Origin of the sequence: Streptomonospora halophila (genome assembly GCF_039542725.1) — a bacterium.
Taxonomy (GTDB): domain Bacteria; phylum Actinomycetota; class Actinomycetes; order Streptosporangiales; family Streptosporangiaceae; genus Streptomonospora; species Streptomonospora halophila.
Map to the genome: position 1 here is coordinate 17339 of NZ_BAABIK010000042.1, position 13185 is coordinate 30523.

Consider the following 13185-nt stretch of genomic DNA (forward strand, 5'->3'; position numbering starts at 1 on the left):
TGCTGCGCGGCGCGCGGCGACCGGGCGGGGCCGCTTCCCGCCCTTGTGGCGGTGCGGACGCACATGCACCGACCCCGATGCACACGCGCGAACCGGTGCGCACTACGCTCGGGGCGATCGCGGAGTATCGCGGAGTATCGCGGAGTATCGCGGAATATCGCGGAATTGGGCGTGTATCAGGGGCGTTTGCGGGATTGTCCGGCGCTCCGCGCCGCCGCGGTGCTTCGGACGCCGCCACGAGCGTGTACGGGACCCTGTTCCAGGGCCTGTAGCCAGACCGCAGTGAGGGAAACGAGGTAGGAGATCGTGCGTCGCACCCTGTTCCACGGCAAGATCCACCGCGCGACGGTCACGCAGGCCGACCTGCACTACGTGGGATCGATCACCATCGACGCCGACCTGCTTGAGGCGGCCGACATCGTCGAGGGCGAGCAGGTCCACGTCGTCGACATCGACAACGGCAACCGCCTTGTCACCTACACCATCGCGGGCGAGTGCGGCAGCGGCGTCATCGGGATCAACGGTGCCGCCGCCCACCTGGTGAACCCGGGCGACCTGGTCATCATCATGTCGTATGTGGAGCTGGAGGAGGCCGAGCGCGCCGGCCACCGGCCGCGCGTGGTCCACGTCGACACCGCCAACCGCATCGTCGCCCTGGGCGACGACCCCGCCGAGCCGGTCCCCGGCTCGGACCTGGTCTCGGGTGCCGCCCCGGCCTGAGCCGGTACTCCCCGCGGCCCCGTCCCGGTGCGGAGAACAATCGCGACGCCCTCGGAGTCGGCGACTCCGAGGGCGTCGCCGCGTCGCGCGCGGACGGCGGAGGGCGCTCACGCGCCGCCCGGCCACCTCAGCGCGTCGATCCGGTCCGGCGGGCACATCAGGAGGCGTTCGAGCTGAAGGTGGCTCCCGCTGGCCAGCGTCGGCGCGAACCTGCTGCCGGTGCGGTTGAGGTGCGGGTGGAGAGAGGCGTAATAGGCGCCGAAGGATCCGTCCTCGTGCTGTGATCCCCAAACGCGGTACATGGACGGGTTGACCCGGTTGAGGTCGGCGATTCGCGTGCGGATCTCGATCGGCCAATGGGCCGGTGCCGTGGTTTGCATGTTTCCCAGATTCGACCAACGGCGAGAGCTGCGCTAGTGCTAGTTCCGAGCAGGCCACAGCTTTGTTACTTGGCATTGCCTAGAGCTATTCGAGAGCTGGATAGTGATTCCATGGATGTACGGTTCGGGAGGGAACTCAAGCGCTGGCGTGAGAACCGCGGCTACACCCAGACGCAACTTGCGCGTGCCGTTCCGATCTCCCAATCCCATGTCTCGGCCATCGAGCGAGGAGCGAAACGGACAACTGAGGAGCAAGTGCTCCGCTTTGATGCCGTGCTTAGTGCTAACGGCCAGCTGATCCGCCGGTGGGAAGATAGCCGAAAATCGCCGTCGGGGTTCGCGAGCTGGTTCGCCGGCGTCACGGTGACCGAGCGCGAGAGCCGAGAGATCAGAGAGTACAGTCCGCTGCTGATACCGGGCCTCTTCCAAACCGAGCGATACGCGCGCGCCTCGTTTAGAACAGGACGTCCCGACGACACCGAGGCGGAGATCGAGAGTCGCGTCAAAGCCAGGATGGAGCGACAGGAGATCCTCGAAGGGGAGCGCCCTCCGATCATCCGTGCTGTCGTGGAGGAAGCTGTCCTCAAACGGCCGATCGGCGGTCGGGAAGTCATGGTCGAACAGTTGGAGCGGCTTCTCCTGCTTTCCCAGCGTCCGCGCGTGCGCGTCCTCGTCGTTCCTATGGCGGCCGACTCCAACCCCGGACAGGACGGAGGGTTCCTGCTCTTCACGGTCCCTGAGAAAGGAGTCGTGGCTTTCGTTGAGACCAAGGTCTCCGGTATGCCGTCCGATGGCCCCGAAGTCGTGGATGTCTACGCACACGTCTTCACCGACCTCTGCTCAGTCGCTCTACCCCCGGGGGCGTCTCAGGAGCTCATAAGGGAGAATCTCAGCATGATGCAGAACGAGTGGAAGAAGAGTTCCTACTCCGAGGGCGGTGCGACCAACTGCGTCGAGTGCCGTACCGACTCCGATCGGGCCCTCGTGCGGGATACCCGGCACCGCGAGGCCGGACATCTCGCCTTCCCCCTCGCCGAATGGCGGGCCTTCTTGCGGGCCGCGCACGCGCTCTGAGCCCGGCGCCGCGCCCGATGCCTCGGCCCGGCGGCCCTGGGGGCGGCGCCACTGCCGCCGCCCCCAGGGCTCGCCCCGTGTCAGCGGCGGGCTTCGATCGTCAGATCGCCGCGGGTCAGCGTGCGGCCGAAGTCGCCGCCGATCAGGTCGTGCGGCGCGCCGGGCTCGATCGCGCTGGCCTCGTCGAGGCGGGCCGCCTGGGAGGCGGTGAGGTCGACCTCCAGGGCGCCCAGATTGCCCTCCAGTTGCCCGAGGGTGCGGGCGCCGATGATCGGCGCCGTCACAGCAGGGTTCCGCAGGGTCCAGGCCAGCCCGACCTGGGCGGGTGGGCGGCCCAGCTCCGCGGCGACCTCCCGCACCACGTCAGCGATGGCGAGGTTGCGCTCGCTGAGGGTGCCCGCGGCGAGGTTGAAGCTCTTGCGGGTGGAACCACCGCCGGCCCCGGCCCCCGTCGGGGTCAGGTCGTCGCGGCTGTACTTGCCGGTGAGCACCCCGCCGCCCAGCGGCGAGTACGGCATCACCCCCAGCCCCATCTCGCGCGCCATGGGGATCAGATCGCGTTCGCCGGTGCGGTCGATCAGGCTGTACTGGATCTGCAGGGCGACCAGCGGCGACCAGCCGCGCAGGTCGGCTATCGCCTGCATGCGCGCCGCCTGCCAGGCCGGCGCGTTGGAGATCGCCACGTACAGGACCTTGCCCTGGCGGACCAGGTCGTCCAGGCCGCGCAGGATCTCCTCGACGGGCGTCGTGAAGTCCCACACGTGCAGGTAGAGCAGATCGATGTAGTCCGTGTCCAGCCGTCGCAGACTGGCGTCCACCGAGGCGAACAGGCTTTTGCGGTGGGGCCCTCCGGAGTTCGGATCGCCGGATCGGCGCTGCGTCGTGTACTTCGTCGCCAGCACCAGGCCTTCGCGGTTGCCGCGGGCGAACTCGCCCAGCATCCGCTCGGAGCTGCCGTCGGTGTAGGTGCTCGCGGTGTCGATGAGGTTGCCGCCGCGCTCGACGTAGCAGTCGAACAGCTTCCGCGCCTCGTCCCGCTCGGCGCCCCAACCCCATTCGGTGCCGAAGGTCGCCGCGCCCAGCGCCAGTGGGGAGACCCGCAGCCCGGAGCGGCCCAGCAGCCGATAGGTGTCGAGGGTGAGCGTCATGGTGTCCTCCCGTGCTCGTGATCCGCTGTCGGAAAGACAAGCCTGTGATCGCCGCGGGCCGGAGGTAAGGGAAGGAGTCTCCTGGGAGGGTCGGTCCTACCCTCGCTGTAGCATCGAGGACGATGACCCGCACGGTGGACACCACGCAGGAGCTGGCCGCGTTCCTGCGGACCCGGCGCGAGCGCCTGGACCCGCGCGACCTCGGCCTTCCGGCGCGTCGGCAGGCCCGGCGGACCCCGGGGCTGCGCCGCAAAGAGGTCGCCGAACTGGCCGGGGTCAGCGTCGACTACATCGTCCGGCTGGAGCAGGGCCGCGGGCTGCGCCCCTCGGTGCACGTGGTCGAAGGGCTGGCCCGGGCGCTGCGCCTGGCCCGCCACGAACGCGACTACCTCTTCAACCTGACCCGGCAGCACCTCAGCGGCGCCGACAAGCCGGCCACCGCCGCGGCGCCGTCGCTGGCCCGACTGGTCGCCGACCTGGCGCCGCAGCCGGCCATGCTGATGAACCACCGCTTCGACATCCTCACCTGGAACGGCGAGATGGCGCGGCTGCTCCTGGATTTCGACACTCTGCCGCCGCCGCAGCGCAATGCGATGTGGCTGTGCCTGATGCGTCCCCGGATGCGCGATTTCTACGTCGACCGCGAAGGCGCCCTGCGCGAGGGGATCGCCCACCTGCGCGCCGCCTGGGCCGCGCATCCGGAGGACGAGGCGATGACCGGTCTCATCGCCGAGTTCATGGCCGGCGACGAGGAGTTCGCGCGGCTCTGGGCCGAGCGGGACGTCGAGGTCAACGGCCGCGGGCGGAAGGTGCTGCGGCATCCTGACGCCGGTCTGATCGACGTGCACTTCGAAGTGCTCATGCCGCTTCAGGATTCGGACCAGCGGTTGCTGATCTACCGCGCCGCGGACGACGCGAGCCAGTCGGCATTGGACCGGTTGTACGCACGGTGATGTTGCACCGTCCGCTCCCCTCTCCCTTTGATTCCGGCTTTTTCCGGGCCGGCCCCACGCCCGGAGGCGCGGGCACGCATGAAACCGCCCGCCCGGCGGCGCGGCAGGGGCGCCACCGGGCGGACGGGCCCCGTGCCCGAGGGGCGCGGGCACGGGGGGCGCCTGCCAAGCGGTCCTCGCCTGCGGTGCGGGGTCGGCCGCGGGTGCACGGCGGCCGGTCGCAGGCGGGGGGTCAAGGAGCCGCTTGGAAGGCGCGCCCCATCTCCGTGGGAGTGGGGCCGCTGCGGTACAGGGCGGTGGTCGGGCCGGACTCGTCAGTGCCCAGGCCGAACCAGGCGTAGCGCTTGAGGAACGGCAGGTCCGACAGCATCTGCGCGGACGCGGAGACGAAGGCCGCCTGCTCCTGTGGCGCGGGGTAGCGCGGAGTCCCGCCGGAGAAGTCGATCAGCGCGTACTCGGTGAGCCACACCGGCTTGCCGTACTTCTCGTGCACCGCGGTGAGGTAGCCGCGCAGCTGCTGCACGGCCGCGTCGGTGCGGAAGTCGGAGCCGTACCAGTGCACCGTGATGAAGTCGACACGGTGGCCGCGCTGCTCGGCCCCGTCCATGAAGCGGTCGAGCCAGCCGCCCTCGGTGTCGGCCCCGTAGGCCACCGACGGGCTGCCCAGCGTGCTGCCCGTCTCCTCCAACCGGGGCCACAGGTCCAGGGCCTGCTCCACCGACATGTCGGCCTGTTCGGCCATGTCCGGCTCGTTGAACCCGAGCAGGTGGGGGCCGGCCGCCTCGGCTTCGGCCAGAGCCTGGTCGGTGACCGACTCCGCGCCCCAGATCATCGGCACGAACTCGGCCCCGGCTGCGGAGCCGACGCCGGGATGGGCGGTGGACCAGGTGTAGTACCAGTCGGCACCCGATCGCCGCAGCGCGGCGTCGGCGCCGCCGAACTCCCACGCCGCCACGCCCTTGCCGCCGGAGGAGACGGCCTCGGCGGTCTCCGGGCCGGGGGTGGGGGACGGCGACGGCGGGGGAGCGGAGGGGGACGGCGAGGGTGCCGCGCTCGGGGAGGCCGACGGTGAGGGCGAGGGGGAGTCCGGCGCCGCGCTGGACTCCCGGACCGCCATCGGCCCCGGGGCGGGAGCGGCCGACTGGGGTGCGACCGGGGTGTTGTCCGCGACCGCGACCGCGACCAGGACACCCGTGGCGACCGCTCCCGCGCCCGCGGCGACCAGGATGCTCCGCCGGGCAGCGGGCGGGCGTGCCCGGCGGAGTCCTGGCGTATGCGGGCGGTGGCGCGCGGACGGGACCGCGCCCGCGTGCGCGCCGCCGCTCGGTGATGGGGCGCTGTGCGTACCGTCCGCGGGCGCGCCCTCGGATCCCCCGGCGCCCGCGTCGTCCGCGGAAGCGTCGTCCGCGGATGCGCCGTCGGGCGCCGGTTCGGCCGGGTAGGGGGAGCCGAGCAGGGCGGAGTCGGCGAGGGCCCGGTACAGCTCCGGCGGCGGAGCCAGCAGCGGCAGGCCGCGCAGCAGCCCCTCCACCGGCGCGAGCCGCTCGGTGCGCTCGCCGCAGCGGGAGCAGCCGCGGACGTGGCGGTCCAGCCGCTTGCGCCACAGCGGGCTCGGCTCGCCGTCCCAGCCCTCGGCGACCTCGTCGAGCCCCGCGCAACTCGGCCGGGCGGCCAGCGCGCGCACGATGCCGCGGCCGACGTCGAGCCGGTCCTTGAGGCGGCGCACACGCATGGCGGCGTGGCGCCCCGACAGCCCCAGCGCGTCGGCCAGTTCGGCGCGGTCGAGCTGGCCGGTCTCCTCCAGCCACCACAGCGACATCAGGTCGCGGTCCTCGCCGTCCAGCCAGCGGGTGGCCTCGGCGACCTCCCGGCACTGGTCGGTCAGGTTCAGCCGCAGGATCGTCAGCGACACGAAGTCCGACGCGTCGGGCAGGTGCTCGGCCTGCGGCAGCGATCTGAGGTTCTCCCGGGACCGCTGCCGGGCGCGCATCCAGTCCCTGATCAGGCGCACGGTGATGGCCACCATCCAGGATCGGTACGCCTCCGGCCGCTCCAGCCGGCCGAGGCCGTGTACGACACGAAGCAGGGCCTCCTGCACCACGTCGTCCACGTCGCTGTGGCCGTCCAATGCGCGGCCGACGATGTTGTAGACGAGCGGCAGCGACTGCGACAGCAGCGCTTCGACGGCCTCGGGATCGCCGTCGCGGGCGGCGGCCACCAGTGCGGGGTCCGGCCCCGGGCCTGGATCGTGGCTCATTGCTCGTTTCCCTTCGGATGTCTCCGGCGGCGACGGGGACCGGCAGGGGCCCGTCACCCCGTTCCACCCTTGGGAGACGGGGGCGTGCCCGGGGGACAACGGAAATCCCGCCATCGATTTCCGGCCGGTGCCGGCCGACCGCCTGACCGCCCGATCGGCGGTGCGCGCGGCCGCGCGGTCCCGCCCTCCGCGGGCGCTTACCGAGCGGGCGGCGGCCGCCGACAGTCTCCAGCGCGGCGCGGCATCCGCCAAGAGCCGTCCGTCCTTCGCAAGGGGCGGTGCCGGGGGCGGGCGGGCGCCGCCCCGCCCCCGCTCTCCGAACGGCAGGCGCCCGCCCGGTCGGCGCACACCGTCCGGCACCGGTGATCAACCCGCGCCGAACAACCGCAGGCGTGCCCCGGATCGGTGCCGCCGGTTCGCTAGAGGCGCGTGTGGCCTCCCGGTGCGCGGGAACGGCCGGTGTCCAGGCCCCCGCGGTGACCACATCCGGCCCTATCGGCCGATATCGGTCCGGGTATGAGCCACTCGCTATGGACGACGGCGAAGAGGACGACCGACACGAGACAGCGGCCTACATCGAGTGGCAGAAGCAGGGCATGTGGCTCGTGCTGTGGGGCGCCTACACCCGCCGCTTCTGGGCGTACGCGTGCTGGCCCGTCCCCCAGGGCGGCGCCGTCGTCTCGGCCGTCGACCCCGACGCCCTCTACGCCGAGATGCGCCGCATCGAGCGCGAGCACGGGTTCCTGCGCTGGCGCTACGGCCGGGGGTGAGCGGCACCGCGAAACGGCGCAGACTGCGGCGCCGAGCACGCGGGCGGCGCCGTCCGTGCCGCATTCCGCCGCCGATCACGGCCACCTCGTGCCGGGTGCCCCGTTCCCGGCCCGGCCCGGCGCGGCAAGGCGGGCTTCCTCCGTCAACGGCCGCAGTGGATTCGCCTTTCCCAGGCGGTGCCATCTTCCAGGCGTGTCAACGGCACCGACGCGGCACCTAGGAGCGACCCCGTGCAATGGAACCCGGTCTGGACATGCACGACCTGCGCGGGACGCAGGCGGGCGGGGCGGTGCGCGGCCGGTGGCGGCCCGCGACCGGCCGCACACCGGTGAGCGCCGGGGCCGCAGCGCCCGCGCTGTTCGGCGACGCCCGGACTGCCCGCTGATCCGTCGGTATCGGTCGCTATGCTCGGTCCGTTCCGAGCAGCCGCAGCGGCGCGGGCCGCCGCGCAGAACGGGGGAGAGCATGCGCGCAGGCTCGACGCGGCGATGACGGCGCCGGACGAGGTCGCGGCACCCTCCTTCACCGGCTCCGCCGCCTCCGCTGCCGCCCCCGGCCAGGAGGCGGTCCGCGCCGCCGCCCGCGCGCGGCCGCGAGTTCTCGCCGTGCTGACCGGCGCGCAGGTCGTCGGCGGCGTCGGCGTCGCGGCCGCCGCCTCGGTGATCGGCCTCATCGCCCGCGACCTCACCGGTTCCCAGGGCTGGTCCGGCATGGCCACGACCATGGTCACGCTCGGCGCCGCCGTGCTGGCCCTGCCGCTGGCCGGCGCGGCGGCGCGCCGCGGGCGGCGCTTCGGGCTGGGTCTGGGCTGGTTCCTGGCGGCACTGGGCGGCGCCGTCGCGATCGCCGGCACCCAGGCCGCGCTCTTCCCCGTCTTCCTGCTGGGCATGGTGCTCTTCGGCGCCGGCAGCGCCACCGCTCTGCAGTCCCGCCACAGCGCAACCGACCTGGCCACCGACCGCACCCGCGGCCGGGACCTCTCGCTCGTCGTGTGGGGGACCACGATCGGCTCGGTGGCCGGGCCGAACCTGACCGGTCCGGGCGCGGCCCTGGCGGGGGCGCTGGGCCTCGACCCGCTGGCGGGACCGCTCGTCTTCAGCACGGCCTCCTTCGCGGCGGCCGGGACCGTCATCGCCCTCCTGCTGCGCCCCGACCCGCTGGCGCTGGCCCGCGCCGCCGCCGGTGCCGCGCCGGAGGAGGCGGGCGATCGGGGCCGGGAGCGCCGGCCGCTGGCCGCGTCCCTGCGGGCGATCGCCGCCGAGCCCCGGGCGCTGCTGGCCATCACGGGTATGGCCGCCTCGCACGCCGCCATGGTCACCGTCATGACGATGACCCCGGTGCACATGGAGTCCGGCGGTGCGGCGCTGAGCGTCGTCGGGCTGACGATCAGCCTGCACATCGCGGGCATGTTCGCCTTCTCTCCGCTGGTCGGCTGGCTCTCCGACCGGCTGGGCCGCGTACCGGTGCTGCTGGCGGGGCAGGGGCTGCTGCTGGTCGCGGCGGCCCTGGCCGGAACGGCGGGCCACAGCGACGCGCAGGTCGCGGCCGGACTCGTGTTCCTCGGCCTGGGCTGGTCTTTCGGACTGGTGTCGGCGTCGGCCCTGCTGGCCGAATCGCTGCCGCCCGAGCGCCGACCGCAGGCGCAGGGCACCGCCGACCTGATGATGCACGCCTTCGGCGCAGCGGGTTCGGCGCTCTCGGGCGCGCTGCTGGTGGCGTTCGGGTTCGGCCCGCTCAACGCCTTCGCCGCGGTGCTGGTCCTGCCGGTGCTGCTGCTCGCCGTGCGGGCCCGCCGCTCCCGCTGACCGGCCCCGCTCACTCGCGCGCCCCCGGCGGGCCGTCCGCCCCGCCGTCGCGGGTATGACGCACAGTGACGCCCGGATTCGCGGAAACGCCCGTCGACCTGCGTGTTCCGGCAGGCGGCCATCGGTATCGTCCACGTCGACGGTTACCGTACGTGAATAGTGTGGCACCCCTCGGAGGAGGCGGCGTGGACGAGCGAGAGGCACCGGCGGACAGCGGCGCCGCCGGGCCGGCTGCGGCCGGCCTCGGCGACACCGCCCCCGGACCGCGGGAGCCGCCCGCGCCGGACGTGGAGGAGCCGGCTGAAGGCGCCGCCCAGACCACCGTGCCCGGCGCGGAACCGGGCGCTCCCGCGGGCCCGGACTCGGCGGCCGGACCGGCCGAAAGCGGCCCTGGCGCCTGGAAAACGGAACCGGGTGCCCGGCGGCGGAGGTGGCCGAAAGTCGCGGCCGCGCTCGGCGCCGCGGTCCTGATCGGGGGCGCGGGAGCCGCGGTGCTGCTCCTCGGCGGCGGGACGGACACCCTCGGCGGCGTCGCCGCGCACCTGCCCACGGCGGCCCGCCACGTCGAGCAGCCGCCCGCCGACGGCGCGTGGGGGCGTGTCGGCGACCCCGTCTCCTCGGGCTCCTTCGAGTTCACGGTCACCGGTGTGCACACCGGCCTCGACTACGTCGGCGGCACCGTGCAGGGCGAGGCCGCGCAGGGCAGCTTCGTGGTCGCCCGCCTGACGGTGCACAACGTGGGTGAGGAGGCCGCGATGTTCACCGACGCCGACCAGCGCCTCACCGACACCGGGGGCGCGCGCCATCGCCCCGACAACTCGGCGGGCCTGCGGGCCGGCAACCCCGATGCCCTGTTCGGCCGCCTCGCCCCGGGCGAGCAGGTCCGCGGCGGCCTGGTCTTCGACGTCCCGCCCGGCAGCGAGCCCGCGGCGCTGCGCCTGAAAGGCTTCTCCTCCGCCGACAAGCCCGCGGTCGTCCGCCTGGAGAGCTGGAGCGCCGGCTAGGCGGCTCCGCTCGCTTCCGGCGGCGCCGAAGGGCGAGGGCGGGCTATCCTGCCTGCGGTGCCTTAGACCGTGCAACCGGAGGAGTCGATGCTGCGATGACGGCAGGGCGGTCGGCGCCCACGCAGGACGACGTGCTCGGGTACTTCGACACGTTGTCGAACTGGGGCCGGTGGGGCGACGACGACGAACTCGGCACTCTCAACCACATCACCGACGACGTCCGGCTGGCGGCGGCGCGGGCCGTGCGCCGCGGAAGGAGCGTGTCGTGCGCATGGGAGGTCGCCGTACCGCAGGATATGGAGCGGTCGACGACGATCTGCCCGTGCGCCGCCGACATGCCGGGTGCCGAGGACATGCCGCTGCCCGGATTCCGCAACGACCGGCGCTGGGGCTTTGCGACCGAGCGACTCGGCATCACGTTCCACGGCAACACCCTCACCCACCTCGACTCGCCGTGCCACCTCTTCTGGGACGGCGCGATGTACAACGGGCGGCCGCACTCACTGGTCGGCGCCGCGACGGGATCGGCGTGGGCGGCCGTCACGGCGGCGGCGGACGGGATCATCACGCGCGGTGTCCTGCTGGACGTCGCGGGCGTCCGCGGTGTGCCGTGGTTGGAACCGGGGCAGGGCGTGTTTCCGGACGATCTCGAGGAGGCCGAGCGCCGCCAGGGTGTGCGGGTGCGATCCGGCGACGCGGTCCTGTTGCGGACCGGCTACGGCCGGGCCCGGCACGAGGCCGGTGCGGCCGGCGGATTCACGCAGGCCGGCTGGCACGCGTCCTGCCTGCCGTGGCTGCGGGAACGGGAGGTCGCGCTGATCGGCGCCGACACACCCCAGGACGTTCAGCCGTCGGGATACGAGGACGTGGTGATGCCAGTCCACGCCGTGGGCCTCACCGCGATGGGGCTGTGGCTGCTCGACAACTGCGACCTGGAGGCGTGCGCGGCCACGGCCGCCGAGCTCGGCCGGTGGGACTTCCACCTCGCGGTCGCGCCGGTCCGCTTCGCCGGTACGTCCGGCAGTCCGGTCAACCCGATCGCCACCTTCTGACCGCGGGACTCGCCCCACGGCGCGGCGCCCCTCACCGTCGGGGAGCCCGATCGGCCCTGCGCCGGGCCGCCGGTTGCGGTCCCGGGCGGTCCGCAGCTCTGCGCGCACCACGGGGACGATCCGCTCGGTGGGGCCGAACCGGCACGCGTGGCACGCAGGTGGTGCTGTGCCCGCCACGGCGGCGACCGGCGTCTTTGGGTTCGACGGCGGGCCCTCCGGCGCCGACTGCGCCGACTGCGGCGCTCGCCCGGACGGTCGTAGGCTGGAGCCCGCACATGCTGGACAGGAGGCGCGAGGTGGCCGAGACGACGGTGGACGAGGTGATGGCCGAACTGGCCGCGCTCGAGGACCCGAGAGCGCGCGAGGTGAACGAGAAGCAGGGCGACGACCACGCCGTGAACCTCACCAAGCTGCGCGCGCTCGCCAAGCGGCTGAAGACGCAGCAGGACCTCGCCCGCCGCCTCTGGGAGACGGGCGACACCGCGGCGCGGCTCCTGGCGCTGCTGATCTGCCGGCCGAAGGCGTTCGAGCGCGGCGAGCTGGACGCCATGCTGCGCGATGCGCGCACGCCCAAGGTGCAGGACTGGCTCGTGAACTACGTCGTGAAGAAGGGCCCGCACGCCGAGGAGCTGCGCCCGGCCTGGTCCGCCGACCCGGATCCGGTGGTCGCGAGCGCCGGCTGGGCGCTGACCACCGAGCGCGTGGCCAAGCGGCCCGAGGGCCTGGACCTCGCCGGGCTGCTCGACGTCATCGAGGCGGAGATGAAGGGCGCCCCCGACCGCCTGCAGTGGGCGATGAACCACTGCCTGGCGCAGATCGGGATCGACCACGCCGAGCACCGCGCCCGCGCGATCGGCATCGGCGAGCGCCTGCAGGTGCTCAGGGACTACCCGACATCTCCCGGCTGCACGTCTCCGTACGCGCCCGCCTGGATCGCCGAGATGGTGCGCCGACAGCAGGCCTGAGAGCCGGCCCTGTGCGGCGCGATCGCGGCCGGGCCGCGCGGCACGGAGCGCCGTCGACCGGGCACCGTCAGTGGTGGTGGCCCGTCCGGCCGAGGGTCTCCACGGGATCCGCGCCGGGGCGGGTCCACTGCGGTACCGGGCGGCTGGTCGGGCCCCAGGTGGCGTTGCCGTCCGCGTCCGAGCGCCAGGACCAGCACGGGGCCCCGCCGTCGGGCCGGTCCTCGGGGTTGTCCTCCCACGCCTCGCCGCGGCCGTAGGGCGTCCTGTCGAGCAGGGCGAGGGACCCGTTGACCGGCTCGTTGCCGCGGCCCGTCGTGGCGTAGGTGAGGAACGTGCGGTCGCCGTCGCGCAGGTAGCAGGTGATGTAGCCCATGCCGCCGCCGATCGGCTCCTCCAGGCCGCGCACCGAGTACCAGGGCTGGGTGTAGCCCATGAACGCGACGTAGGAGGCCACCTCCTCCCACCGCCCCGTGGTCACAACGGCGAACGAGACGCCGCGGGCGTTGAGGTAGACGGCGTCCTTCAGGTGCCAGGCCGTGGTGGTGCAGCCCTCGCACTGCCCCTGGTGCGGCGCGCCGTCGTACCACATGTGCTTGTAGACGACGAGCTCGTCGCGGCCCTGGAACAGGTCCAGGAACGGGACCGGGCCGCGGGGACCCGCGACCTCGACCGTTGCGTCGAACTCCACCATCGGCAGCCGTCGGCGGGCCGCGGCGATGGCGTCGCCCTCGCGGGTGTGGGCCTTCTCGCGGACCAGGAGCTCGTCGCGGGCCGCCTGCCAGGTGGCCGGGTCGACCACAGGCGGGCGGCCGGGCAGCGCGGCGGTGCGGTCGTCGGGCGTGGTCGTCATGGCGTCCTCCGGGTCTCGTGCCGGGCAGCGCCCTTCGGCGTACTCGGGCGGTCACCGGAACAGACTCGCGCGCCGGCCGGAACTCATCGCGGCAGGGGCGCCATTTGCCGGCCCGCACGGACCGCGGCGGGCCGGCGAGGGCGGGCGCGCCCTAGATGAGTGAGTCCGATGTCTTCAGTGGTCGTAGGCGATCAGCGACCGTTTGA

At 73.4% G+C, this 13185-nt stretch carries 13 protein-coding genes; 9 read left to right on the plus strand and 4 right to left on the minus strand.

What is annotated here, in order from left to right; all coding sequences use genetic code 11:
* Positions 1 to 306 precede the first annotated feature (306 nt).
* Entirely contained in the window at positions 307 to 720 is a 414-nt protein-coding gene (panD, locus tag ABEA15_RS23490) for an aspartate 1-decarboxylase (protein WP_345559113.1), read from the plus strand.
* Positions 721 to 827: 107 nt separating this feature from the next.
* Here the strand turns inward: panD and ABEA15_RS23495 are convergent, their stop codons facing one another.
* On the minus strand, positions 828 to 1100 hold the full coding sequence (locus ABEA15_RS23495; protein WP_344143637.1) for a hypothetical protein: 273 nt from the start codon (positions 1098 to 1100) through the stop codon (positions 828 to 830).
* 111 nt (positions 1101 to 1211) lie between these two features.
* On the opposite strand from ABEA15_RS23495, the gene ABEA15_RS23500 reads away from it, so the two are divergent.
* Positions 1212 to 2174 (plus strand): Scr1 family TA system antitoxin-like transcriptional regulator, encoded by a 963-nt coding sequence (locus tag ABEA15_RS23500; RefSeq protein ID WP_345559115.1) that lies wholly within the window; start codon positions 1212 to 1214, stop codon positions 2172 to 2174.
* A gap of 80 nt (positions 2175 to 2254) precedes the next feature.
* Here ABEA15_RS23500 and ABEA15_RS23505 read toward each other — a convergent pair whose 3' ends face one another.
* Positions 2255 to 3322 (minus strand): aldo/keto reductase, encoded by a 1068-nt coding sequence (locus ABEA15_RS23505; RefSeq protein ID WP_345559117.1) that lies wholly within the window; start codon positions 3320 to 3322, stop codon positions 2255 to 2257.
* Positions 3323 to 3444: 122 nt separating this feature from the next.
* Between ABEA15_RS23505 and ABEA15_RS23510 the strand changes: the two genes are divergently transcribed.
* Positions 3445 to 4275 carry a helix-turn-helix transcriptional regulator gene (locus tag ABEA15_RS23510; RefSeq protein WP_345559119.1) on the plus strand — a complete coding sequence of 277 codons (831 nt, stop codon included), beginning with the start codon at positions 3445 to 3447 and terminating at the stop codon, positions 4273 to 4275.
* A gap of 232 nt (positions 4276 to 4507) precedes the next feature.
* On the opposite strand, the gene ABEA15_RS23515 is transcribed toward ABEA15_RS23510, so the two are convergent.
* Positions 4508 to 6532 carry a sigma-70 family RNA polymerase sigma factor gene (locus ABEA15_RS23515; protein WP_345559121.1) on the minus strand — a complete coding sequence of 675 codons (2025 nt, stop codon included), beginning with the start codon at positions 6530 to 6532 and terminating at the stop codon, positions 4508 to 4510.
* Between the two features lie 530 nt (positions 6533 to 7062).
* On the opposite strand from ABEA15_RS23515, the gene ABEA15_RS23520 reads away from it, so the two are divergent.
* The 6 genes from ABEA15_RS23520 (at position 7063) to ABEA15_RS23545 (ending at position 12129) form a co-directional block, all read left to right on the plus strand.
* A complete protein-coding gene (locus tag ABEA15_RS23520) occupies positions 7063 to 7302 on the plus strand; it encodes a hypothetical protein (RefSeq protein ID WP_344143644.1) in 240 nt (79 codons plus the stop codon).
* Between the two features lie 236 nt (positions 7303 to 7538).
* Complete coding sequence (locus ABEA15_RS23525) at positions 7539 to 7688, plus strand: hypothetical protein (RefSeq protein WP_345559123.1); 150 nt, start codon at positions 7539 to 7541, stop codon at positions 7686 to 7688.
* 103 nt (positions 7689 to 7791) lie between these two features.
* Entirely contained in the window at positions 7792 to 9108 is a 1317-nt protein-coding gene (locus tag ABEA15_RS23530; RefSeq protein WP_345559125.1) for an MFS transporter, read from the plus strand.
* Positions 9109 to 9293: 185 nt separating this feature from the next.
* On the plus strand, positions 9294 to 10112 hold the full coding sequence (locus ABEA15_RS23535; RefSeq protein ID WP_345559127.1) for a DUF4352 domain-containing protein: 819 nt from the start codon (positions 9294 to 9296) through the stop codon (positions 10110 to 10112).
* A 95-nt stretch (positions 10113 to 10207) separates the two neighbouring features.
* Positions 10208 to 11164, plus strand: coding sequence for a cyclase family protein (locus tag ABEA15_RS23540; protein WP_345559129.1), 957 nt, complete (start codon positions 10208 to 10210; stop codon positions 11162 to 11164).
* Positions 11165 to 11439: 275 nt separating this feature from the next.
* Positions 11440 to 12129 (plus strand): DNA alkylation repair protein, encoded by a 690-nt coding sequence (locus tag ABEA15_RS23545; RefSeq protein WP_345559131.1) that lies wholly within the window; start codon positions 11440 to 11442, stop codon positions 12127 to 12129.
* Positions 12130 to 12196: 67 nt separating this feature from the next.
* Here the strand turns inward: ABEA15_RS23545 and ABEA15_RS23550 are convergent, their stop codons facing one another.
* Positions 12197 to 12979: a DUF899 family protein gene (locus ABEA15_RS23550; RefSeq protein ID WP_345559133.1), complete on the minus strand. Its 783-nt coding sequence runs from the start codon at positions 12977 to 12979 to the stop codon at positions 12197 to 12199.
* Between the last annotated feature and the right edge of the window lie 206 nt (positions 12980 to 13185).